The organism is Corynebacterium sp. UBA4397, from assembly GCF_002390965.1.
GTDB lineage: Bacteria > Actinomycetota > Actinomycetes > Mycobacteriales > Mycobacteriaceae > Corynebacterium > Corynebacterium flavescens.
In genome coordinates, this window is sequence record NZ_DGRD01000008.1 from 104408 (window position 1) to 128872 (window position 24465).

22 protein-coding genes are annotated in these 24465 nt (G+C 59.6%); 12 read left to right on the top strand and 10 right to left on the bottom strand.

Translation table 11 applies throughout. The features are described from left to right. Positions 1-2: 2 nt before the first annotated feature. Positions 3-734 carry an NAD(P)-binding oxidoreductase gene (locus B2696_RS02465; RefSeq protein WP_075729834.1) on the bottom strand — a complete coding sequence of 244 codons (732 nt, stop codon included), beginning with the start codon at positions 732-734 and terminating at the stop codon, positions 3-5. Positions 735-833: 99 nt separating this feature from the next. On the opposite strand from B2696_RS02465, the gene B2696_RS02470 reads away from it, so the two are divergent. Next, on the top strand, positions 834-1103 hold the full coding sequence (locus tag B2696_RS02470; RefSeq protein ID WP_286953751.1) for an ACT domain-containing protein: 270 nt from the start codon (positions 834-836) through the stop codon (positions 1101-1103). A 1-nt stretch (position 1104) separates the two neighbouring features. Then, entirely contained in the window at positions 1105-2469 is a 1365-nt protein-coding gene (locus tag B2696_RS02475; RefSeq protein ID WP_286953753.1) for a PFL family protein, read from the top strand. A gap of 54 nt (positions 2470-2523) precedes the next feature. On the opposite strand, the gene B2696_RS02480 is transcribed toward B2696_RS02475, so the two are convergent. The 8 genes from B2696_RS02480 to B2696_RS02515 are packed head-to-tail and all read right to left on the bottom strand — an operon-like array spanning position 2524 to position 10382. Further along, a complete protein-coding gene (locus B2696_RS02480; RefSeq protein ID WP_075729837.1) occupies positions 2524-4155 on the bottom strand; it encodes an ABC-F family ATP-binding cassette domain-containing protein in 1632 nt (543 codons plus the stop codon). Between the two features lie 51 nt (positions 4156-4206). Next, positions 4207-4617, bottom strand: coding sequence for a metal-sulfur cluster assembly factor (locus B2696_RS02485; protein ID WP_276622027.1), 411 nt, complete (start codon positions 4615-4617; stop codon positions 4207-4209). Next, complete coding sequence (gene sufU / locus B2696_RS02490) at positions 4610-5068, bottom strand: Fe-S cluster assembly sulfur transfer protein SufU (protein ID WP_276622025.1); 459 nt, start codon at positions 5066-5068, stop codon at positions 4610-4612. Before sufU ends, B2696_RS02485 begins: the two co-directional genes overlap by 8 nt. Beyond that, positions 5065-6312 (bottom strand): cysteine desulfurase, encoded by a 1248-nt coding sequence (locus B2696_RS02495; RefSeq protein ID WP_075729840.1) that lies wholly within the window; start codon positions 6310-6312, stop codon positions 5065-5067. Before B2696_RS02495 ends, sufU begins: the two co-directional genes overlap by 4 nt. Before the next feature lie 9 nt (positions 6313-6321). Beyond that, positions 6322-7080: a Fe-S cluster assembly ATPase SufC gene (gene sufC, locus B2696_RS02500; RefSeq protein ID WP_075729841.1), complete on the bottom strand. Its 759-nt coding sequence runs from the start codon at positions 7078-7080 to the stop codon at positions 6322-6324. 27 nt (positions 7081-7107) lie between these two features. After that, positions 7108-8289 (bottom strand): Fe-S cluster assembly protein SufD, encoded by a 1182-nt coding sequence (gene sufD, locus B2696_RS02505; protein ID WP_286953754.1) that lies wholly within the window; start codon positions 8287-8289, stop codon positions 7108-7110. Next, complete coding sequence (gene sufB / locus B2696_RS02510) at positions 8290-9735, bottom strand: Fe-S cluster assembly protein SufB (RefSeq protein WP_075729843.1); 1446 nt, start codon at positions 9733-9735, stop codon at positions 8290-8292. Continuing rightward, entirely contained in the window at positions 9735-10382 is a 648-nt protein-coding gene (locus tag B2696_RS02515) for a helix-turn-helix transcriptional regulator (RefSeq protein ID WP_276621569.1), read from the bottom strand. Before B2696_RS02515 ends, sufB begins: the two co-directional genes overlap by 1 nt. A gap of 318 nt (positions 10383-10700) precedes the next feature. On the opposite strand from B2696_RS02515, the gene mptB reads away from it, so the two are divergent. From mptB to B2696_RS02540, 5 genes are all read left to right on the top strand, one after another. Then, positions 10701-12419 (top strand): polyprenol phosphomannose-dependent alpha 1,6 mannosyltransferase MptB, encoded by a 1719-nt coding sequence (mptB, locus tag B2696_RS02520; RefSeq protein ID WP_276621557.1) that lies wholly within the window; start codon positions 10701-10703, stop codon positions 12417-12419. A gap of 6 nt (positions 12420-12425) precedes the next feature. Continuing rightward, positions 12426-13340: an ABC transporter ATP-binding protein gene (locus B2696_RS02525; RefSeq protein WP_075729846.1), complete on the top strand. Its 915-nt coding sequence runs from the start codon at positions 12426-12428 to the stop codon at positions 13338-13340. Positions 13341-13354: 14 nt separating this feature from the next. Further along, positions 13355-14119, top strand: coding sequence for an ABC transporter permease (locus tag B2696_RS02530; RefSeq protein WP_075729847.1), 765 nt, complete (start codon positions 13355-13357; stop codon positions 14117-14119). A gap of 70 nt (positions 14120-14189) precedes the next feature. Further along, the gene (locus B2696_RS02535; protein ID WP_286953764.1) at positions 14190-15206 is read left to right on the top strand and encodes a COX15/CtaA family protein; all 1017 of its coding nucleotides are present in this window, start codon (positions 14190-14192) and stop codon (positions 15204-15206) included. Between the two features lie 120 nt (positions 15207-15326). After that, on the top strand, positions 15327-16295 hold the full coding sequence (locus B2696_RS02540) for a quinone oxidoreductase family protein (RefSeq protein WP_286953756.1): 969 nt from the start codon (positions 15327-15329) through the stop codon (positions 16293-16295). 8 nt (positions 16296-16303) lie between these two features. Here B2696_RS02540 and B2696_RS02545 read toward each other — a convergent pair whose 3' ends face one another. Then, entirely contained in the window at positions 16304-17248 is a 945-nt protein-coding gene (locus B2696_RS02545) for a heme o synthase (protein WP_276621561.1), read from the bottom strand. A gap of 281 nt (positions 17249-17529) precedes the next feature. On the opposite strand from B2696_RS02545, the gene tkt reads away from it, so the two are divergent. From tkt to pgl, 5 genes are all read left to right on the top strand, one after another. Then, on the top strand, positions 17530-19596 hold the full coding sequence (tkt, locus tag B2696_RS02550) for a transketolase (protein ID WP_286953765.1): 2067 nt from the start codon (positions 17530-17532) through the stop codon (positions 19594-19596). A 90-nt stretch (positions 19597-19686) separates the two neighbouring features. Continuing rightward, a complete protein-coding gene (gene tal / locus B2696_RS02555) occupies positions 19687-20772 on the top strand; it encodes a transaldolase (RefSeq protein ID WP_286953757.1) in 1086 nt (361 codons plus the stop codon). A 132-nt stretch (positions 20773-20904) separates the two neighbouring features. Continuing rightward, positions 20905-22437 carry a glucose-6-phosphate dehydrogenase gene (zwf, locus tag B2696_RS02560; RefSeq protein ID WP_286953758.1) on the top strand — a complete coding sequence of 511 codons (1533 nt, stop codon included), beginning with the start codon at positions 20905-20907 and terminating at the stop codon, positions 22435-22437. A gap of 18 nt (positions 22438-22455) precedes the next feature. Further along, entirely contained in the window at positions 22456-23388 is a 933-nt protein-coding gene (locus B2696_RS02565) for a glucose-6-phosphate dehydrogenase assembly protein OpcA (RefSeq protein WP_286953759.1), read from the top strand. A gap of 71 nt (positions 23389-23459) precedes the next feature. Then, on the top strand, positions 23460-24221 hold the full coding sequence (gene pgl, locus B2696_RS02570; protein WP_286953760.1) for a 6-phosphogluconolactonase: 762 nt from the start codon (positions 23460-23462) through the stop codon (positions 24219-24221). Positions 24222-24465: the final 244 nt, after the last annotated feature.

A 24465-nucleotide genomic window follows, 5' to 3' on the forward strand; every position in this document is an offset into this window, starting at 1 on the left:
GCCTAGATCGAAGAGACCGGATTATCTCCATCGACAAAGGCAAGCGGGCTGGCGGGCAGCTTTCGACGCCCGAGGGCTTCCGTGATGACTTGAGCCACCAGTTCTCGCGAGGTTTTCTCTTGTAGCCCTGTGGCATCGTCTGGGATGACCTTGATGCCGTGCGATGCTTCGTCACCAAGCGCGGCGGGGCCCAGGATGAGGTAATCCAAGTCCGTGGTCCCGAGGCGCTTGTCGACGGCTTTCTTGGCCTCCACGTAGGCGTACCAGCTGCCGTCCTGGGGATCAGCTTCGTTCCTGGTCGCACCCAGATAAGAGATCATGATGTACTCGGGCACCGGGCCTCCTGCGGCCTGGAGGTGCTCGAGGGCGTCGATAGTGGCTAGGGCACCATCCCTATCCACCGCCCACGTCAATTCGGATCCACCACGCCCGCCGTTGCCTGCGCCCCATACCACTGCGTCGAAGCCCGAAAAGAGCTCCGCCCACTGGCTCACGCTGGTCGTGGTGATATCCCCTAACACCGCGTGGGCGCCCAGGGCCTCAATCTCAGCAACCTGTTCCTTAGAACGAATGAAGGAAGATACCTCATGGCCTGCGGCAACCAACATGGGCGTGGCGAGCAAAGCAATCTTGCCATGGCCTCCGATATATAGAACCTTCTTGGCTACGGTTGCGGTCTGTGTTTGGGTATCCGGGGTGGACTCTGCGTTAGTTTCAGTATTCTTCTCGCTCATGCCGCCCCACCCTAACAGCAGCTGCGGCACTCGTGACGGCAACGCGTTGCAGGTAGGCTAAGCGCAGGTGCGACAAGGCTAGAGGTTAGACTGTTATCCATGTATGCCATCATGACCGTCACCGGCGCCGATAGCACCGGTATTATCGCCGCCGTAACCACCACCCTTGCAGAGCTCGACATCAACATCGTTGATGTCTCCCAAACGCTGATGTCGGGCTACTTCACTATGATCCTGCGCGTCGAGTTCGACGATGCCACTGTGACCATCCCCGAAATCCAGGAGCGGATGAACCCAGTTGCCGAAGCCAAGCAGCAGTCCATTCGCATTCAGTCCGAGTCCCTATTCACAGCGATGAATGAGATCTAAGATGACGAACCGCTTCAACACCAGCAACATCCTCGACACGATCGAGATGATTGACAAGTATCGTCTCGATATTCGCACCGTAACCATGGGAATCTCCCTGCTCGGATGCACGCGTACCACCATGGAAGAGACCTGCCAAGCCATCTACGACCGCGTCACCACGCAGGCCGCGCACCTCGTCGAGGTCTGCCAAGGCATCGAAGCCGAGCTGGGCATCCCCATCGTCAACAAGCGCATCTCCGTAACGCCCATTTCCTTGGTCGTGGCCGGGGTTGCCGGCAGCCCTGTGGATGCTGCCAAGGCCCTAGACCGCGCTGCCAAGGAGGTGGGCGTCAACTTCGTCGGCGGCTACTCCGCCCTAGTTGAAAAGGGTGCCACCACCGCCGACAAGAAGCTCATCTCCTCGATCCCCGAGGCTCTGGCCTCCACCGACGTGGTGTGCTCCTCCGTCAACATCGCCTCCTCGCGCGCTGGAATCAACATGAATGCCGCCAAGAAGATGGGTGAGGTATTCAAAGAGGCAGCAGAGCTGACCAAGGATGACTCCGCCATCGCCTGCGCCAAGCTGGTTGTCTTTGCCAACTCTGTGGGCGATAACCCCTTCATGGCTGGCGCCTTCCACGGCATCGAGGAGCCAGATTGCGTTGTTTCCGTCGGAGTCTCCGGCCCCGGCGTTGTCGATCGTGCCCTCGGATCCCTAGAAGGTGCCACCCTCGACCAGGTGGCAGAAGAAGTCAAGAAGGCTGCGTTCAAGATCACCCGCGCCGGGCAGTTGGTGGGCAACCTCGCCTCCGAGCGCCTCGGCGTTCCTTTTGGCATCATCGATCTCTCGCTGGCGCCTACCGCGGAGTTGGGAGATTCCGTGGCTCATATCCTCGAGCACATGGGCCTGGACCAGGTAGGAACGCACGGCACCACCGCCGCGCTCGCCCTGCTGAACGACGCCGTTAAGAAAGGCGGCATGATGGCCTGCTCCCGCGTCGGTGGGTTGTCTGGCTCCTTCATCCCTGTCTCGGAAGACAAGGGCATGATCGACGCCGTGCGCTCCGGCTCCATTTCTATGGACAAGCTCGAGGCGATGACCGCTATCTGTTCCGTCGGCTTCGACATGATTGCGCTGCCGGGAGATACCTCCGCGGCCACCATCGCGGGAATGATCGCCGACGAGGCGGCCATCGGCGTGATGAACCATAAGACCACCGCCGTGCGCGTTATCCCCGTCCCCGGCGCCAAGGTGGGAGATGAGGTCAACTTCGGCGGCCTTCTCGGCTACGCGCCTGTTATCCCCGTGAGCACCGTGAGCAACTCCAAGTTCATCGAGCGCGGCGGCTTCATCCCTGCTCCTGTGCACGGATTCCGCAACTAGAAAGTAACAACCACAAGAGGCGCTTCACCGCGCCTCTTGTAGCCAGCGGCCAGTCTAGGCCAGTTCGACGATCTCCATGTATTCGTCGTTCCACATGTCCTCATCGCCGTCCGGCATGATGATGACGCGATCCGGGTGCAGGGCCTTAACCGCCCCGGGATCGTGCGTAACCAGCACCACGGCACCGGTGTAGGTGCTCAATGCATCGAGCACCTGCTCGCGCGAAATCGGGTCAAGGTTGTTCGTAGGCTCGTCGAGCAGCAAGACATTGGCGCGGGAAGAAACCAGCGTGGCCAGGGACAGGCGGGTTTTCTCACCGCCGGACAGGGTCCCGGCAGGCTGCTGCAGCTTGTCCCCGGAGAACATAAACGCGCCGAGCAATCCGCGCAGATCCTGCTGGCCTGCGTCCGGACAAGCATCAATGGTGTTTTCCCACACCGACTTGTCCGGATCGATGTTGTCATGCTCCTGGGCAAAATAGCCCACCCGCAGCCCGTGCCCAGAGACAATCCCGCCCTCACCATCGGTGCGCTCGACCCCGGCCAGCAACTTGAGCAGCGTGGTCTTGCCAGCGCCGTTGTATCCGAGCACAACGACCCTTGAGCCCTTGTCGATGGCTAGATCCACGCCGGCGAATACCTCCAGCGATCCATACATCTTGGTCAGTCCGTGCGCGTTCATCGGGGTCTTGCCGCAGGGAGCGGGCTCCGGGAACTTGATGTGGGCAACCTTATCTGCCACCCGCACGTCATCGAGCTCATTCATCATGCGCTCGGCGCGGTGGAGCATTTGCTTAGCCGCCGCAGCCTTGGTGGCCTTCGCGCCCAGCTTCGCGGCCTGCTTGTGCAGAGCTGCGGACTTCTTCTCCGCATTAGCGCGTTCCCGACGCCGCCTCGCCTCATCCGTGGCACGAGCATCAAGGTACTTCTTAAAGCCCATGTTGTAGACGTCTACCTCGGCGCGCACGGCATCGAGGTACCAGACCTTATTGCACACCGCCGAGAGAAGCTCCACGTCGTGCGAGATCATGATGAGACCGCCTTCGTGCTTGGAGAGGAATTGCCGCAACCAGACGATGGAATCGGCATCAAGGTGGTTGGTGGGCTCATCGAGCAAGAGTGTGGTCTGAGACTTGCCAGAGCCTTCCGTGGCGGCGAAAAGGATCTGCGCCAGCTCCACGCGCCGGCGTTGACCGCCGGAGAGCGTCTTGAGGGACTGATCAAGGACCCGCTGCGGCAGGCCCAAGTTATCGCAGATCTGGGCACAGTCTGCATCCGCCTCGTAACCGCCGAGGGTCTCAAACTTCTCTTCTAAGCGCGAGTACTTGGCAATAGCCTTGTCGCGCTTGGCATCATCTTCAGCGTTTTCCATCAAGTCTTGCTGCTTGAGCATGGAACGCTTGATGGTATCCAAACCACGGGCGGAGAGAACGCGCTCCCTAGCCGTTTGGTCGATGTTGCCCTCCCGCGAATCCTGCGGAAGATAACCAATGGAGCCCGACCGGGTGACAGAGCCACCGTAGGGCTCCGTCTCACCGGCGAGAATACGCATGGTCGTGGTCTTGCCTGCACCATTGCGGCCGACGAGGCCGATGCGATCACCCGGCTGTACGCGCAGGAGCTGGCCGGGGGCATCGAGCAGGGTGCGAGCGCCAACGCGCACCTCAAAATCATTGGTCACAATCACGGGGATCCAGTCTAGCAACCGGCGCCTCGCGCGCGAACTCGCGGCGAAAAACTAGACCGCGAACCCGAGAGCCTGCAGCATCTCCCGGCCTTCTTCGGTGATCATATTGGGACCCCACGGCGGCATCCAGACCCAGTTGATCTGAATAGCATCCGCGAGCTTGTTGCCCACGATGGCGTCCTCCACCTGCTCGCCGATAACATCCGTCAGCGGGCAAGCCGGTGAGGTCAGCGTCATGTTGATGACCGCAGTCTCCTTGCCATCGATGTCCTCGAGCCAGATGTCGTAGACCAAACCTAGGTCAACGATGTTGATTCCCAGCTCGGGGTCAATGACATCGCGCATGTACTCGGTGATATCGAACACCTTGGAAACTTGCTGCTCGCTCTGCTCAGGGCGCTCGCCGGCTCCCTCAAAAGAGGAGCTGTCATTCTGGTACGGGTCTTTGGGTTCTTCACTCATGATCCTTCTCCACTTCGTTGAGAGCGTCGGCCGATGCGGCCTGGAAGGCTTTCCAGCCTAGGAGTGCACATTTTACGCGAGCCGGGTACTTGGCGACGCCCGCAAAGGCTACGCCATCCCCGATGACATCTTCATCTCCCTCGATCTCCCCACGCGACGTCACCATCGCGTCGAACTCCTCGATCTTCTCGTTGGCCTCATCGAGAGTGTGTCCGATGAGCTCCTCCGCCATCACAGAGGTTGAAGCCTGGGAAATCGAGCAGCCGGTGGCATCGTAGGAAATGTCCTCGACGGTGGTGCCGTCTGCAGAAAGCCTGACCCGCAGAACAATCTCATCTCCACAGGAGGGGTTGACATGGTGGACCTCTGCCTGCCCTTCGCGCAAACCCTTGTGCTGAGGGTTTTTGTAGTGATCCAAGATCACATCTTGATACATAGAATCTAGGTTCATGCTTCCACCCTAAAGAACTCACGGGCCGCCTTAACGGCCTCGATCAGCTTGTCTACCTCTTCAACGGTGTTGTAGAGGTAGAAGCTTGCCCGCGCGGTTGAATTGATATTGCAAGCGCGATGCAGCGGCCACGCGCAATGGTGCCCGGTACGGATAGAAACACCGCGATCATCGAGCACCTGGCCCAAATCGTGCGGGTGCACGCCATCGACCACGAAGGACACTGCCCCGCCGCGGTTCTCCGTGGTGCTAGGCCCAACGATGCGTACACCAGGAATGGATTGCAGGCCCTCCAGTGCGCGCGCACACAGTTCCTTCTCGTGGGCGTGGATATTATCCATGCCGATCTCGCTCAGAAACTCTACCGCCGCACCCAACCCGACGACCTGGCTGGTCATCTGGGTGCCCGCCTCGAAGCGTGTGGGTGGCTCCGCAAAGGTAGTCTTTTCCATGGTGACGATCTCAATCATGGAACCGCCCGTCAGGAAAGGCGGGAGCTGCTCCAAGAGAGCGGCCTTGCCATAGAGCGCTCCCACGCCCGTAGGACCACACATCTTGTGGCCGGAAAAGGCCGCAAAATCCACGTCGAGAGCATGGAAATCAACCGGCATATGCGGTACGGACTGGCACGCGTCGAGGACCACGAGGGCGCCTACCGCACGTGCGCGGGAGACGAGTTCTGGGACATCACTGATAGCGCCGGTGACATTCGACTGGTGAGTAAAAGCCACCACCTTGACTGAATCATCCAATTCGAGGGAATCGAGGTCGATACGCCCATCAGGAGTCATCTTGTACCACTTCAACGTGGCACCGGTACGCGCACACAACTCCTGCCAAGGCACGAGGTTGGCGTGATGCTCTAGCTCGGTGATGACGACGGTATCGCCCTGGCCTACGTAGTGGTCACCCGCGCGCTTATCGCTGAGGATATAGGCCACCTCGTTGAGAGCCTCGGTCGCGTTTTTGGTAAAGGCGATCTCATCGCGGTCAGCGCCGACGAAAGCAGCAATGTTTCGACGCGCAGTCTCATAGGCGTCATCTGCCTCTTCAGCGAGCTGATAAGAACCACGGTGAACGGGAGCGTTCGTGTGCAGGACAAACTCTTCCTCCGCCTTCCACACCGATGCAGGGCGCTGGGAGGTAGCACCCGAATCCAGATAGACCAGCGGCTTCCCACCTCGCACCGTGCGCGCGAGGATGGGAAACTGCTTCCTAATCTCGGTTAAGTTTAGGTTAGACATGAGGCTTTCTTATTTGATGAACTGCTCGTAGCCTTCGGCCTCGAGCTGGTCAGCCAACTCGGCGCCTCCGGTCTTGATAACCTGGCCGTGTGCGAAGACGTGCACGAAGTCTGGCTTAACGTAGTTGAGGATCCTCTTATAGTGCGTAATCATCAAGATTCCGCCGTTGGTTTCCTCTTGGTAGCGGTTGATACCCTCGGAGACTACGCGCAGAGCGTCGACATCCAAGCCGGAGTCGGTCTCATCCATAATGGCGAACTTGGGCTTGAGAAGATCGAGCTGCATAACCTCGTGGCGCTTCTTCTCTCCACCGGAGAATCCCTCATTGACGGCGCGCATAGCAAAAGACTTGTCGATGGAAAGCTTTTCGCGCGCGGCGGTAATTTCCTTGTTCCACTCACGCAGCTTCGGAGCTTCCCCTCGCACTGCCGTTACAGCCGAGCGCATGAACTGCGACATCTTCACACCCGGCACTTCAGTGGGATACTGCATGGCTAGGAAGAGACCGGCGCGGGCGCGCTCATCGACATCCATGTCTAGGACATTCTCGCCGTCGAGCAAAATCTCGCCTTCGGTCACCTCGTACTTGGGGTGGCCTGCAATGACATAAGACAAGGTTGACTTGCCGGAGCCGTTGGGGCCCATGACCGCGTGCGTCTCCCCCGACTTGATGGTCAAGTTGACGCCCTTGAGAATTTCCTTCGGCTCGCCGCCTTCTTCGGTGGGGAGCACCTGGGCGTGAAGATTCTTAATTTCCAGTGTTGACATGGGGATTTTTACCTGCTTTCGGGGATGTTAAGCGTTAATTTTTTCGAGCTCGTCGGTGACGCGGGATTCCAGATCCTCACGCAAGGACTCAACAGGGATCCGAGAGATGACCTCGGAGAAGAATCCACGGATAATGAGTCGACGTGCCTCGGCGGCGGGGATGCCACGGGACATCAGGTAGAAGACTTCTAGATCGTCGAAACGTCCAACAGTGGCCGCGTGGCCTGCGCCGACGATTTCACCCGTCTGAATCTCGAGGTTTGGAATGGCGTCCGCGCGTGCGCCGTCGCTAAGAATGAGGTTGTTGTTGGTCTCGTAGGTGTCTGTGTTGGTCGCATTTTTGCGGATCAACACGTCACCCACCCAGCAGGTACGAGCCTCTGGGGAGCGGCGTCCTTCCACAGCGGACGCAGCTGTTTGGCCCTGCAGCGCGCCCTTATAAAACACCCGGGAGCGGCAGTTCGGGACCGAGTGATCGACCAGAAGACGGTTTTCGAAGTACTGCCCCGCATCAGCGAAGTAGACACCGAGAAGCTCCGCGTCTCCGCCGGGAGCAGAAAACACCACGCGGGGCACAATACGGACCATCTCCCCGCCGAATACCGCGCTGTTGTGGCGCAGTACGGAGTCACGGCCCATCTGCACGATTTGGTGCGAGAGGTGGACTGCATCGCTGTCCCAGTCCGCATCCACGATGACGGTGAGGTGGGCGCCATCCCCGACGAGGAACTCCACATTGTCTGCATGCGTGCCGGAACCGACGTACTTGAGCACCACGGTGGCCTCGGCGTGATGGCCCACCTGGATGGAGGTGGCACCAAAAGAGGTGACATCCTGACCCGCGCCGGTGATGGTGATCTCCACCGGCTGCTCGAGCTGTGCCTCGGGTGCGATGGTGACCAGCTGCGCCTCAGGCATGGAATCCCATGCCTGAGCGGCGACGCGATCTGCCGGTGCTCCCGCAGTCCCTAGACGAGAGTCATCCGGAGATATGGTTTCCGAGGTCACCCCAGCGGGCGTAGTAACGGAAATCTTTTGAGCAACAACAGGGGCAAACTCCCCGTTGTGCAGCCCGCGGAGGTTTCGCAGCGCGATAAAGCGCCATACCTCGTCGCGTCCGCGAGGAACGGGAAAATCCTCGACGTTAAAGGACGTGAACTGGTCACCCTTGGTGACATCAGCCGGGTTAAATTCATTGGTGGCTACCACTTAGCCCACCGATCCTTCCATCTGCAGTTCGATAAGGCGGTTGAGTTCGAGCGCGTATTCCATGGGAATTTCTTTCGCGATCGGCTCGACGAAGCCGCGCACGATCATGGCCATGGCTTCCTCCTGCGCGATTCCTCGCGACATGAGGTAGAACAACTGCTCCTCAGAAAGCTGCGAGACCGTGGCCTCGTGTCCGAGAGTCACGTACTCGTTACGGATGTCGTTATAGGGGTAGGTGTCCGAGCGGGAGTTGTTGTCGACCAAAAGCGCGTCACACTCGACATTTGCGGTCGAATGCGGGGCATTGTGGTTGACCTGTACGAGCCCGCGGTAGGCGGCGCGCCCACCATTGCGGGCGACCGACTTGGACACGATATTCGAAGATGTTCGCGGCGCCATGTGCACCATCTTCGAACCGGTGTCTTGCACCTGGCCCTCGCCGGCAAAAGCCAGGGAAAGAACCTCGCCCTTGGCGTGCTCGCCCAGCAGCCAGACGGAAGGATACTTCATGGTCACCTTGGAGCCGATGTTGCCATCAACCCATTCCATGGTGCCGCCCTCTTCTACCTTGGCGCGCTGAGTAACCAGGTTATAGACGTTGGTGGACCAGTTCTGGATGGTGGTGTAGCGGCAACGGCCGCCCTTCTTGACCACGATCTCGATGACACCAGTGTGCAGCGAGTCTGAATCGTAGATAGGAGCGGTGCAGCCCTCGATGTAGTGAACGTAGGCATCCTCTTCGACGATGATGAGGGTGCGCTCGAACTGACCCATGTTCTCCGTGTTGATACGGAAATAAGCCTGCAGAGGGATATCGACGTGCACGCCCTTGGGGACGTAGACGAAGGATCCGCCTGACCAGCAGGCGTTATTCAGCGAGGAGAACTTGTTGTCTCCAGCGGGGATGACGGTGCCGAAGTACTCCTGGAGGATCTCCGGGTATTCACGCACGGCAGTGTCCGTGTCTACGAAGATGACGCCCTGAGCCTCCAGATCCTCGCGGATCTTGTGGTAGACAACCTCGGACTCGTACTGCGCAGCAACGCCAGAGACGAGGCGCTTCTTCTCCGCATCTGGGATGCCGAGCTTATCGTAAGTTTCCTTGATGTCAGCAGGAAGATCGTCCCACGTCTTAGCCTGCTTCTCCGTGGATCGAACAAAGTACTTGATGTGATCGAAGTCGATGTCCGAGAGATCCGGACCCCAGGTTGGTACCGGCTTCTTGTTAAAGATGCGCAGAGCCTTGAGACGGGACTCTAGCATCCATTCCGGCTCATTCTTCTTAGAGGAAATATCGCGAACGACGTCCTCACTCAGGCCACGGTGGGCTGCTTGGCCGGCCTCGTCGGAATCGTGCCAGCCATAGCTGTAGCCACCCATGGAGGAGATAATTTCCTCATCGGTCATCTTGGTTTCAAGCTTTGGTGCTGGTTGTGCCTGTGTCATCAGAACCCGCTCCTTTCGCTGTTGCTTTTGATTGGTGTCAAGGGGATGTTCGTCGTGCAGATTCCATGGCCTTCTGCGATAGAGGCCAAGGGCTGCACATGTGTGCCTAACAGGGAGGAGAAGACTTCCTGTTCCGCCTCACAAAGCTCAGGGTGCTCGGCGGCGACATGCGCCACCGGGCAATGATGCTGGCAGATTTGTACGCCTTGCCCGGCTTTATTGACGGTGGCGGCGTAGCCGTGTTCATCCAGAACCTCGGCCAGTCTCTGCGCTACCTCGTCAACACTTTCCTCCGGGCCCACCAGCGGATCTACATCCGCGACGAGCCGCTGGAAACGTGCCTTGGCAAAACGTTTAACTGCCTCCGAACCGCCTGCCTCGCGCAAGGCATCGAGCGCTTCGGATGCGAGCTCATCGTAAGCGTGGCCAAAGTGCGCCCGCCCCCGATCAGTGAGGCGAAAGTGTTTTGCGGGGCGTCCACGGCCGGCGGACTCGCCGGAGCGAGTCTGTGGCCGCTTTCGAACAACCTCGGTCAAACCTTCTTCCACCAGGATGTCTAAGTGCCGACGAATGCCGGCGGCCGACAGGCCAAGACGCTCCCCAAGATAGGAAGCCGTGACGGGTCCGTCCTTGAGCAAGAGGAGCATCACTTGCCGGCGGGTATCGCCCTCCGCGGTTCTGGTTTCCTTCGAGCTATCAGAAGCGGATTCAATATCTTGATTCAGCTGAGACTCAACATGAACCCCGGCTTTATTAGGTCGAGTGGCCATAGGATGTGCACCTCCTTCTTTAAATGATCAAGCAGACCCGAAAAGTGCTTTCCGGGAAAACATCTATGTTTTAGACAACACTAGTGTTCCCTAATTCATTCCTCACGGCAACCGGCACTGGTCATAGCCCTAGTGCGGCACCGCAGAACTCTAAGGTGAGGTATCGAACAGATTGAGAAGCTAAGGTGATAATCCATGAAACAGCGAATCGGCACCTTCCTCGACGGAGTGCTTGGGCAATTCCCCCGTCTAGGCCCTGCCGGATCTCGCTCAGCGCTTCTGCACGCTGACGCCACCGCCCAACGCCGCACCGATGCCCGCTTCGATTTCTTGCCCAGCGGTCCGGGAGGAACCCAACACGCAACTCTGGCAAATCTGCGCACTTTCTTTGTCCTCAGGTGGGCAGGCACCGTGGGATCCCTCCTCATCGCCTTCGGAGCCTTGGGCGCCGGGGCGCTACCGGTTGTGGGCAATCCTTATGACAACATTCCCTTCGGTTCTTTGATGTCTCGCATGCTGCAGTCTTCCTCGGCACTGGTCATGGTCGGCGCCGGACTCTTGGTTGTGGCCTGGGTATTCCTTGCCCCCTTCGTAGGTACCCCATTACGCGGTCGCGTGAGCCCCAGCGGCGTCGTCACGCGCCCCCATCGCCTGGTTACCTCTGGGCAGCTATGGCGCACGTGGGCTTGTTGGGTGATTCCCCTCATCCTGACCGCCCCCCTCTTTACCCAAGACATCTACTCCTACCTGGCCAATGGTTCTGTAGTAGCGCAAGGAATGGACCCCTATTCCGCGGGGCCTGTCCAATTGCTCGGCGCCGATGATCAGCTCGCCCGTTCTGTCCCCTTCATCTGGGCTAACTCCACTTCTCCCTACGGGCCGGTCGCACTGGGACTGGCCGCGGTGGTGAGCATCGCCACCGATAATTCCATCGTGATCGGTGTCATTGCCCACCGTTTGCTCTCTTTGCTGGGTATCGTGGCCGGGGGCTGGGCCATGACTCGCCTCGCACAGCGCTGCCGTGTCTCCCCCGCCTCCGCCCTGTGGCTCGGAATTCTCAATCCATTGACCACGCTCCACCTCGTCGGGGGCATTCACAACGAGGCCATCATGATGGGGCTCGGACTCGTGGGGATGGAGCTGGGCCTGCGTGGCATCGATCGGCTGAGCACGCGGCAGTTCTTGCCGCTTTTACTCGCTTCCGGCTTTCTTATCTCCTGTGCGGGAATGGTCAAAGTCACCGGTTTCATTCCCCTGGGTTTCGTGGGAATGGCTCTGGCTCGACGCCTCCGCCTGCGCTACAGCTGGCCAGCCTGGAAAGCAATCGCTGCAGCTATCGCGGCACAACTGGCAGCACTGCTTATATCCATCGCCATCGTCACCCTGGTAACGGGCATCGATATTGGCTGGATATCCGGACAGGGCGGCGCAGCAACCGTTCGATCCTGGCTGTCGATGTCTACCGCGGTAGGCGTCGGGGCTGGCTTGGTGGGGATGCTTCTAGGCCTCGGCGATCACACCGATGCAATCCTGTCGGTTACACGCGGCGTCGGGGTCCTCATCGCCGTGGCCTTCATGACGCGAATGCTCTTTGCCACCTTCCGGGGCTCTATCCATCCAGTTGGCGGTCTGGGGATTTCCATGCTCGTCATGGTCATCTTCTTCCCGGTGGTTCATCCCTGGTACATCCTTTGGGCCGTCCTGCCCTTGGCCGCGTGGGCCAATCGCCTCATCTTCCGCTTTACGGTCGTGGTGTATTCGGCTGCCATGAGCTTCTTTGTCCTGCCCCGTGGACTGGGGCTTCCCCCCTCCACGGTTGTCGCCATCTACATTGCCGCGGCGCTATCTTTTGCCGTGGTTTGTCTAGCCTGGTGGGTGGCATTACGTCGCGCGCGGGTTAGTGTCCTAAACTAGACCCTCGTGAATGCAACTTTCGATGGAGCCCTCGTCCTCGAGGACGTGTTTAAGAACTTCGGTTCTACAACCGCCGTTAATGGCCTGAGCCTTCGAGTCTCGCAGGGAGAGGTCTTTTGCCTCTTGGGACCTAATGGCGCTGGCAAAACCACCACCATCGACATGTGCGAGGGATTTACCCGTCCCACTTCCGGTAGCATCCGCGTACTCGGCTTGGACCCAGCCGCCGAGCCGGTTAGAGTGCGCGAGCGAGTCGGCATCATGCTGCAAGGTGGCGGCTCCTATTCTGGGATTCGCGTCTGCGAGATGCTCCAGCTCAGTGCCAAGTACAGCCGCAACCCCCTTGACCCTGATTGGCTCATAGAGGTGCTCGGGCTGCAAGGAGTAGCCAAAAATTCCTATCGCCGGCTCTCCGGAGGCCAGCAACAGCGTCTCTCCCTCGCCCTAGCGATAATTGGTCGGCCTGAGCTAGTTTTTCTCGATGAGCCTACCGCCGGCATGGATGCGCAGTCGCGGCTGGCGGTGTGGGATCTCATTCGCGCTCTACGCCGCGATGGCGTGACCACTATCTTGACCACGCATCTCATGGACGAGGCAGAAGCGCTTGCGGACCATATCATCATCATCGATCACGGCCAAGTAGTCGCAGCAGGCAGCCCCGCAGAACTGGTTCGGGCAACAGACAACCCTTCGCTGACATTCGAGACTGCCACCGAGGTAGATCTTTCTAAGCTGCGAGATTCGGCGCACGCTACCTCGCCGCTGCATTATCGGCTCGATGCCCCGCCCACGCCCGAAGTCATCGCGAGCTTGTGCGCAGACTTGGCCCAGCAACGGGTGATGATCCGGCGCCTCGATTCGGCACACCGCAACCTCGAAGACGTTTTTCTCGATCTCACCGGACGAGAACTGCGCAGCTAAGGAGACCCCACACCATGAGTACAACTTTTAAGCCCGGCGTCTTCAGTCCAGATCCCCAGCGCTCTACGCCGTGGGCAATGGCACGAGTGCAGGGAGCCATGGAATCCAAACTGATGCTGCGCCACGGCGAGCAACAGCTGCTCAGCATTATCATCCCTCTTGCCATTCTTATCGGCGCTGAGCGCCTCGAGAGCACCACCGGGCATGGCCTCCACGAGGTATTCCCCATGGTGCTTGCGGTCGCCGCCACCTCGGCGGGCTTTACAGGCCAGGCCATTTCCCTTGCCTTCGACAGGCGTTATGGCGCTCTCAAGAGAGTGGGCGCTTCTGGCGTCCCTGCCTGGGGCATCATCGCGGGAAAAATCATCGCCGTATTCTCCATGGTCTGCGCCCAGGTGGTCATCCTCGGGGCCGTCGCCGCAGTCTTTGGCCTAAGGCTAAACCTCGAGTCCATACTGGTCATGGCTTTGGTGCTTATCTTGGGAGTTTCTACCTTCACCGCTTTGGGCCTGCTATTGGGTGGAACGCTCAGTTCTGAGATAGTCCTCGCCCTAGCCAACCTCATTTGGTTCGTCCTGCTTGGCGTCGTGGGCTGGGTGCTCTACAGCCACGGGCTGGGAAACGACGGACTTCTCACGCTCGTCCCCACCGTGGCGCTGGCAGGGGGCTTAGCCGACGCCATCGACGGCGTGTTCCCGGGAATGGAAATACTGGTTCTCATCGGGTGGACCACACTGGCGTCGTTTGCAGCGGTGCGATGGTTCCGTTTCGAGGGCTAAATGTGACTTTTCTCCGCTTGCGCGCTTTCACCGCTGCGTATATTGGGGTCCTGTCCACCGCACTAGTAGGATTCTCCTCGTGAATCTTTGGAGCAAAGTGAAGACCTTTTTCCGCGAAGCGGCCCCGACGCTGAAAAATCAGCGCCTGATTGTTCTCATCCTGCTGCTGTGCCAAGGAGGCATCACCGTCTCCGGGGCCATCGTGCGCGTGACCGGCTCGGGGTTGGGGTGCATCACGTGGCCCGAGTGTCACCCCGGCTCCTTGGTCCCCTTGGAGGGCGCTGCCCCCCTCATCCACCAAGCCATTGAATTTGGAAACCGTCTCCTCACCTTCGTGGTGGGCGCCGCGGCGGTGGCGGCCATCGTTGCTGTGCACATGGCTCGGAGACGCCGAGAGCTTAAGGTCTACGCGTGGCTTTCCTTGGCCGGAATTGCAGTGCAGGCCGTCATCGGCGCTATCTCGGTATTCCTCGAACTACGCTGGTGGGCCGTCGCCATACACTTCCTTCCCTCGATGGTCCTCGTGTGGATTGCCGCATTGCTCTACTCTCGCCTCCTCGAACCTGATGAAGGTGAACCCACGCGCGTCTTCCCGCAGGCAATTCGGGTGCTGGCCACCATCGCCACCATCGCTTTGGGCGTGGTCCTCATAACCGGAACCATGGTCACAGGCTCGGGCGTTCACTCCGGCGATGGTGGGGTCGGCATGGAAGGCCGTCTCGACGTCGACACGCAAACCATGGCCGTGGCCCACGCCATGTGCATGTACGTCTACCTCATCTTCACCGTCATCGTCGTATTCATGCTCTACCGCAACAATTGCCCGCCGGCAGTCAAAAAGGCCGGGTGGGTACTCATTGCCTGCATCTTGGTGCAATGGGGCATTGGCGTAGGCCAGTTCTATCTGCACATCCCGCGTTGGACCGTGCCCATCCACATTGCCATGTCATCCGTGGTTACGGCCTTTACCTCCCTGCTGTGGGCCCATGGCATCCGCCGCCAGGGAGCAACCGAAGGCTTGGTCACCGGTTCCGTTTCCGGCGACGAGAAGTACGAGCAGCGCCAACACGAATTAGCGCAGCGCTAGAGACTTCCGTCCTACTGCCCGCCCCCGCATCGAGAAAGTGCTGGGAGCTTTTGCGTGCCGAAGAGTACTGGTTTATTAAATCTCGCCACCAAGGTCTACTCCTGGGTTAGCATGGGGTCCATGCATGCAATCCAGGTGAAACAAACAGGCGGTCCCGAGGTCTTGGAGTACACCGAGGTCCCCGATCCGCAGCCCAACCACAATCAGGTGCTTGTCGATGTCGTGGTTGCGGGCGTCAACTACATCGACACCTACTACCGTGACGGCACCTATCACGCCGCCACGCCCTTCATCCCGGGCCTCGAGGGCACCGGGCGAGTGGCTCACGATCCGCAGGGCGAGATCGCGGAGGGAACCATGGTCGCGTGGGATAGTGCCTTCGGCTCTTATGCCGAAAAGGTCTGCGTGGACCGCGAGCGGCTCGTTGCAGTGCCCGAAGGCTTCTCCCCCGAGGTGGCCGGTTCCATGCTGCTGCAGGGAATGACGGCTCACTACTTGAGTCACGGCGTCTATAAGCTCCAAGCCGGCAGCACCTGCCTTATCACCGCGGGCTCCGGCGGCGTGGGCCTCATCCTTACCCAGATGGCAAAGTCCCTCGGCGCCACTGTCTATTCGGTGGTCTCCACGGACAAGAAGGAAGAGCTCGCTTACGCTGCTGGCGCAGATCACGTATTCCGCTATAGCTCCAGCCTGGCTGAGCAAGTTCGGCGCTATAACAAGGGACGCGGAGTCGACGTGGTCTATGACGGCGTGGGCAAAGATACCTTCAACGAATCACTCGAAGCAGTCCGTGCACGCGGCACGGTGGCTCTATTCGGTGCCGCCAGCGGACCTGTTCCGCCCTTTGATCCGCAGCTGCTCAACAAGCACGGCTCAATCTTCCTTACCCGCCCCTCTCTCGGCGCGTGGACGGCAGAGCCGGGCGAGTTCCAGATGCGCGCCCAGGCCGTCGTGCAGGCGGTGAATGATGGCGATCTGAAGTTCGACATCAGCGCCAGCTACCCGCTCGCGGATGCGGCTCAGGCTCACAGCGACTTGCAGTCGCGCAAGACCACCGGCTCCATCGTGCTGCGCGTGCGCGAGGATTAGAGCGAGGCCTAGAACAGAGCGCTAGACCAACCGAGCATCTGCCCGATAGGCTCCCAGCCGACCACCGCGTCGATGGACAGCCCGATAAAGAGCACGGACAGGTAGTTGTTGGAGAAGATGAACAGGCGCATGGGCTTGACCTTTGCGCCATTGCGCACGCCCTTGTTCAGCGCAATTGCCATCCACAGGAATACGGCCCCCGAGGTCACTGCTGCCACGAGGTAAATCCACGAAGCGGCGGGGATGATGAGGAAAGTCACGATAACGGTTCCGACGGTGTACCAGACGATCTGCCTGGTAACCTCGGATTCTGGTGCAACCACAGGCAACATGGGAACGTTAGCCTTGCGGTAGTCTTCCTTATACTTCATCGCGAGAGCCCACGTGTGAGGCGGAGTCCAGAAGAAGATAATGAGGAACAGGACTACCGCTTGCCACCAGCGGTCGGGCTCTGCATCGGGCGCGTTGTCACGAATGACCGCCCAACCGACCATCGCTGGCATGCAGCCGGCTAGACCGCCCCAGACAATGTTCTGGGAATTGCGCATCTTCAAGAACTTGGTATAAACCACCACGTAGAAGAAGTTCGTAAGCAGGACGAAGAATGCCGCCAACCACGAGTGCGCGATGACACCGAGCCAGAACACGGAAAGCGCCAGCATGACACAGGCGAAGATCGCCGCATTACGCCGCGAAATGGTGGCCCTAACCAAGGGCCTAGCACGCGTGCGCTGCATCTTCTGGTCGATCTCATAGTCAACGACATTATTAAAGGTATGGGCCGCAGCAGCACCCATCCAACCGCCGAAGATGGTGGAGAGAATGAGCCAGAAGTTGTCAGAGACGGCCTCGAAGCCGCGTTGAGCCTGGAGCATGGCCGGAATTGCGGCAACGAGTAGAAGCTCAATAATCCTTGGCTTCGTTAGCGCAATATAGGCCTTGAGAGTCTCCAAGGATATTCCTCCAAAATCTGGACACAGGGGTTAGGCAAGGCCACATAAAATAAGGGCCTGCTGGAGTAGTCGGTCGCGCGCTCGGAAAAGTTCCCCGCTATCTACGACCAATTCTTAACCATGCCAGCCTACAGTTTTCAGGCGCCGATTCTATAATCCACCCGAGGTGTCACAAAATGTCCGAGACTAATACTAGACTGATGGAGTCAAGTTACATCTCAACGTCGTAAGTGAGGCTTTCCACTGTGTCGCAAGTAAAGCTGCCCGAAGAACTGCAGGCAATGGTCGAGCGCCGTTATCCGGCAGATTGGACCGATACGGACACCCGCGCTGTGGACACAGTCCGCATTCTCGCGGCCGATGCGGTGCAGAATTGCGGTTCCGGCCACCCGGGTACCGCTATGTCTTTGGCTCCGCTGGCGTACACGCTCTACCAGCGCGTGCTCAACCACGATCCCCATGACGTGCACTGGGCGGGACGAGACCGCTTCGTCCTCTCGGTGGGTCACTCTTCGCTCACGCAGTACATTCAGCTCTACTTGGGTGGCTTCGGTCTCGAGATGGAAGATCTTGAGAACCTGCGCACGTGGGGTTCTAAGACCCCGGGACACCCCGAGGTACACCACACCGATGGTGTAGAGACCACCACCGGTCCGCTCGGCCAAGGCCTAGCCACCGCTGTTGGAATGTCCATGGCGGCTCGCCGCGAGCGCGGCCTTTTTGATCCCCAGTCCCCAGCGGGCGAGTCCCCTTTCGATCACTTTGTCTACGTCATTGCCTCTGATGGCGACCTCCAAGAGGGCGTCACCGGTGAAGCATCCTCACTGGCAGGCACCCAGCAACTGGGCAACCTCATCGTGTTCTGGGATGATAACCGCATCTCCATTGAGGATGACACCAACATTGCCTTCAACGAGGACGTCGCCAAGCGCTACGAAGCCTACGGTTGGCACGTGCAGACCGTCGAGTCCGGCGAGGATGTCGTGGCGATCGAGGAGGCCGTTTCCGCCGCCAAGGCAGAAACCACTCGCCCCTCTTTCATTCGCGTCAAGACCGTCATCGGCTACCCCGCCCCTAATAAGATGAACACCGGTGGCGTGCACGGTTCCGCGCTTGGCGCCGATGAGGTTGCCGCCACCAAGGAAGTTCTCGGCTTCAATCCGGAAGAGAACTTCCATATCGATGAGGAAGTTATTTCCCACACGCGCCAGCTCGTCGAGCGGGGCGCCCGTAGCCACGCCGCCTGGCAGGAGAAGTTCGATGCGTGGGCTGCCGCGAACCCAGAAAATAAAGCTCTCTTCGATCGCCTCAGCGCTCGCGAGCTCCCAGCTGACTTCGCGGCGCAACTGCCGGTATGGGATGCCGGAGACTCCGTAGCAACCCGCAAGGCCTCCGAGGCCGCCATCCAGGCGCTCGCTGCTACCCTGCCAGAGCTCTGGGGTGGCTCGGCTGACTTGGCTGGCTCCAATAACACCGTGATCAAGGGCGCGGATTCCTTCGGCCCCAACTCGATCTCCACCGGTGCTTGGTCGGCGCAGCCCTACGGCCGCAACCTCCACTTCGGCATCCGCGAGCACGCTATGGCTGCCATCATGAACGGCATCGCGCTCCACGGCGGCACCCGCGTCTACGGTGGCACCTTCCTCATTTTCTCCGAGTACCAGTACCCCGCCGTGCGTCTCGGCGCCCTAATGTCCACGGACACCTACTATGTCTGGACGCATGACTCGATCGGATTGGGTGAGGATGGACCTACCCACCAGCCGGTGGAGACCCTTGCTGCATTGCGTGCAATCCCCAACTTGGCCGTCATTCGCCCCGCTGATGCAAACGAGACAGCTCAGGCTTGGGCCGCAGCACTTGAGGCACCCGCCGCTCCGAAGGGCTTGGCGCTTTCTCGCCAGAACCTCCCCGTGCTCGAGGGCACCAAGGAAAAGGCCCATGAGGGCGTGCGCCGCGGCGCCTACGTATTGGTAGAAGGCTCCAAGGAAACCCCAGACGTTATCTTGTTGGCCACCGGTTCTGAGGTTCAACGGGCTGTAGAGGCCGCCGAGCAGCTCGAGGCTGCCGGGACTGCGGCTCGCGTAGTCTCCGCCCCTTGCCTGGAGTGGTTCGATGCTCAGGACGCTGAGTACAAGGAGTCCGTCCTCCCCGCCAGCGTTCAGGCACGCGTATCTATCGAGGCCGCCATCGCCATGCCGTGGTTCAAGTACACCGGCTCCTTCGGCCGCAACGTCTCCCTCGAGCACTACGGTGCTTCTGCACCGGCTGCCGAGCTCTTCGAGAAGTTTGGCTTCACCGTCGACGCCGTTGTCGCCGCAGCCAAGGATTCTCTCGCTTCGCTTTAACCAGTCTCACCTCGGTTCTCGCTTCCATAGGGAACGAGAACCGAGGTTTAGTCAAGTAACAGTCAAGAAATCTGACAAGGAGTTTTCTACATGACCGCAATCGACGAGCTCGCCCAACTCGGCACTTCCACCTGGCTCGATGATCTCTCCCGCGACCGCCTCCAGTCCGGTAACCTCCAGGAGATCATTGGCACCAAGTCCATCGTCGGAGTTACCACCAACCCGGCCATTTTTGCCTCCGCAATGTCTCAAGGAACGGCCTACGATGAGGACATCGCCAAGCTTAAAGCAGCCGGGGCACAAGCTGATGCCGCGGTTTATTCGCTGGCTGTCGCAGATGTTCGAGATGCCTGCGACGTTTTCGCAGACATTTACCGCGCAAGCAATGGCCAAGATGGCCGCGTATCCATCGAGGTTGACCCCCGCCTGTCCGATGATGCCGCAGCTACGCTGGCACAGGCCCGCGAGCTGTGGTCCACGGTGGATCGTCCCAACCTCATGATCAAGATCCCAGCTACCACCGGTTCCCTGCCCGCCATCGCTGACGCCCTCGCTGACGGAATCTCGGTCAACGTCACCCTCATTTTCTCGGTGGCACGCTACGAAGATGTCATCGCGACTTTCAAGCATGGCATCAAGCGCGCTGCGGAAAATGGACATGATGTATCCACGATCCACTCTGTCGCTTCCTTCTTTGTCTCCCGCCTCGACACCGAGGTAGATCGCAGGCTCGAGGAGATCGGCAGCGCCGAGGCTCTGGCCCTGCGCGGAAAGTCCGGTGTGGCCAACGCACAGCGCGCATACGGCGTCTTCCTCGAGCAGTTCGGGGAGGACTCAGGGCTTCCGGCTGGGGCAAACCCCCAGCGCCCACTATGGGCATCGACTGGTGTGAAGAATCCTGACTACCCCTCTACCTTGTATGTCACGGAGCTTGCCGGCCCGCACACGGTCAACACTATGCCGGAGAAAACCATCGACGCCGTACTCGTCGAAGGCGGATTGCACGGGGATACGCTCACCGGTTCTCAGTCCGGCGCCGAGGACATTCTTGCAGCTGTAGCGGCTGCGGGGATTGACTTTGCGGAGGTTTTTGCGGTGCTTGAGCAAGAGGGCGTCGACAAGTTCGTTGCCGCTTGGCAGGAACTGCTCGAGTCCATTCAGGCCCGCCTATCCTAGCTTCTTCAGCGCCTTCAGCATCCGCGGCTCTTTAGCAGCCGCCGTTTATGCCCCGTCGAGTAACCTCGACGGGGCTGCTGTCGCTAGAATAGGCTGCTGGACTTACTTTACGCACCTGCGAAAGGATATTTCGTGACGGAATCAAGCGCCTGGGTCAACCCTTTGCGCAACGCCAAAGACAAGCGCCTGCCTCGAATCGCCGGTCCCTCGGGCATGGTCATCTTCGGCGTGACCGGTGATTTGGCATACAAGAAGCTCTTGCCCGCCATCTATGACTTGGCCAACCGCGGGCTGCTTCCCGCAGGTTTTACCCTAGTAGGTTACGGTCGTCGGGACTGGAGTAATGCCGCTTTCGCAGACTACGTCCTCGATGCCGTGAAATCCGGTTCGCGCACGAAGTTCAGTGCGGATGTCTGGGAGCACCTTGCCCGCGGTATCGAGTTCGTCCGTGGCGCTTTCGATGACGAGGGCTTTGACTGCCTCTCCGCGCGCCTTGGGGAACTAGATACCCTGCGCGGCACCGGTGGAAACTGGGCTTATTATCTTTCAGTTCCCCCAGAGTTCTTCTCCAATATTTGCCACCAGCTCGAAAGAGTAGGCATGAGCAACAGTGTTGCTGACTCTTGGCGCCGCGTCATCATTGAAAAGCCCTTCGGCCACGATCAGGAATCCGCGCGCAAGCTCAACGAGATAGTCAACGCGGTGTTCCCCGAGTCCTCGGTCTTCCGCATCGACCACTATTTGGGCAAGGAAACGGTTCAGAATATCCTGGCACTGCGCTTCGCTAACCAGATCTTCGAGCCCATGTGGAACGCTCACTACATCGACCACGTCCAGATCACCATGGCGGAGGACATCGGCCTCGGAGGGCGTGCCGGATACTACGACGGAATCGGCGCCGCGCGAGACGTGATCCAGAACCACCTTCTGCAGCTCCTAGCCCTAGTAGCCATGGAGGAGCCATCCTCCTTCCAGCCAGAGGCTTTGCAGGCCGAGAAGATCAAGGTCTTGCGCACAACGCATGCAGTTCATCCGTTGAACAAGACCACCGCTCGCGGTCAATACTCGGCGGGCTGGCAGGGTTCGGAATATGTGAAGGGCCTGCGCGAGGAAGACGGCTTCGATCCCGCTTCCACGACTGAGACTTACGCAGCATGCACCTTAGAGGTCAACTCGCGGCGCTGGGGTGGGGTTCCCTTCTATCTGCGCACGGGTAAACGCTTAGGCCGGCGCGTGACGGAGATCGCGCTCGTTTTCAAAGCCGCACCGCATCAGCCCTTCGATAACGGTGAGACCGAGGCCCTTGGCCACAACGCGGTGGTTATTCGAGTGCAGCCGGATGAGGGCGTAACCATGCGCTTTGGCTCCAAGGTTCCCGGCTCCACCATGGAGGTGCGGGACGTCAACATGGACTTTGCTTATGCCGAGGCTTTCACTGAAGAGTCCCCGGAGGCATATGAGCGCCTCATCTTGGATGCTCTTTTGGATGAGTCCTCCCTCTTCCCCACCAACGAAGAGGTGGAGTTGTCGTGGTCTATCCTCGATCCCATCATCAACTACTGGGCCCAAGCTGGTCAGCCGGAAGAATATCCGGCCGGCACCTGGGGCCCCGAATCCGCAGACACGATGCTGCGACGCCGGGGACACACCTGGCGTCGGCCTTAAAGGAGAGAACTAGAGCAGATGATTATTCCGCTGCCAGATACCACGACCCGCAGTATCTCCAAGAAGCTGGTGGATGCTCAGGAGCACTATACCCTGACCACCGGCCGAGTCCTCACCCTCATCGTCGTGTCCCAAGAAGGTGACGATCTCGAGGCCATCCTCTCCTCCGTGCGCGATGCCTCCCACGAGCACCCCTCCCGCGTACTCGTTGTGGTCTCGGGTGATCCCGAGGCTGCTACCAAGCTCGATGCGCAGTTGCGCGTCGGCGGTGAAGCCGGCGCCTCCGAGATGGTGGTGATGCTTTTGCAGGGCAAGCTGGCGAATCAGGCAGAAGCCGTTCTGACCCCGTTACTATTGCCGGATACTCCCATCGTTGCGTGGTGGCCTATTGCCTGCCCGCCGCGGCCCTCCGAGCACCCAGTCGGCACGCTGGCGCAACGGCGTATTACGAACGTTGCCCACGACGAGTCTGCAGATCGCACGGCACTCTATCAGCTTTCCTCCGGATACGCCCCCGGCGATTCCGATATGACGTGGGCGTCCATCACGCTGTGGCGCGGAATTGTTGCCTCCGCACTTGACCGCCACCCGCATGAGGCCGTCGATTCCGTGGAGATTTCTGGTCCTGCCGCCAGCCCCGCTGCCGACTTGGCCGCCGGCTGGCTGGTAGACAGGCTCGCCGTCCCAGTTCACCGCGTGATCTCGGAGAAGGACTGCAGCGCCTGCTTCCCCATCCACAAGCTTGTATTCCACCGTAAGACTGCACCGATCTCCATCGAGGTCATTGACAGCCGTTCGGTACGCGTCGACATGCCTGGATCCCCCGAATCGATCGTGTCTTTGAGCGTGCGCTCCCAAGCCGAAGTACTCTCCGAGGAACTCCGTCACCTAGACACCGATGACACCTATGCCAGGGCGTTGAGGGCTTTGGGCCGCGTAAACTACAGTTAGATTTCTTCGCCTTCTCTTTTCATACATCTGTTTTCACTCTCCCCACATCTTGATAAGGACCGATACACACCATGGGTACTCTCCACCGCGTCAGCGATGAAGAAGAACTGGTTTCTTCCGCCGCCCTCTCATTCATCGACACCGTTGCTGCACTGCAATCCCCGGGGGGCGGACTACACGGTGACGGAGTAGCGCGTGTTGTCCTCACCGGGGGAGGCGCCGGAATCGGCACCCTGCGAGAATTGGCGCGGCTCGATCAAGCCGCACTCCAGCAGAGCGAGGATTACCCTGCGCTTTCCATTGACTGGACGCGCGTTCATATCTTCTTCGGCGACGAGCGCAACGTTCCCGTCACCGACCCGGACTCCAATGAAGGCCAAGCACGATTAGCGCTTCTCAACTCCGTAGGGGTGCCCGAGCGCAACATCCACGGCTTCGATCTTGGGGCCATCGCCATGGAGGCCGCTGCCAAGGCCTATAGCGCAGAGATTGCTGAATTCGCCCCCCATGGCTTCGATCTTCATCTTTTGGGTATGGGTCCGGAAGGCCATATCAACTCGCTCTTCCCGCACTCCCCAGCTGTCCGCGAGGAGACGGAACTTGCCGTTGCCGTGCATGACTCCCCCAAACCTCCTGCAGAGCGCATCACTTTGACTCTGCCCGCCGTGAACTCCTCAGATCGAATTTGGCTCTTGGTCTCAGGTGCAGCCAAGGCCGAGGCTGTCAAGCATGTCGTCGATGGATCACCCGCCGTAGACTGGCCGGCGGCTGGCGCACACGGGCGCAAGGAGACAGTTCTCTACGTCTCCTCCGACGCAGTTTCCTTGCTTTAGGTCTTTGGGCTTAGCTGCTCTTCCGGTTTTGGAGTGCAGTGGTTTTGGTGGTCAGTTGTCCTCCGCTTGGGCCCAATCCTTCAGGATAGACCGGATGGCCATGCTCCCGCACTGCCAAGTTCTGGCGAGGCGGCCCAGCTGTGGATAACTGCGTCCGGCGCTGGTGGGTTATCCACAGTTTCCTTACTGGGCGCGGTTGGGGATTGTTGTGCTGGGTGGCTATGCCTTAGCGTGACGGTCATGG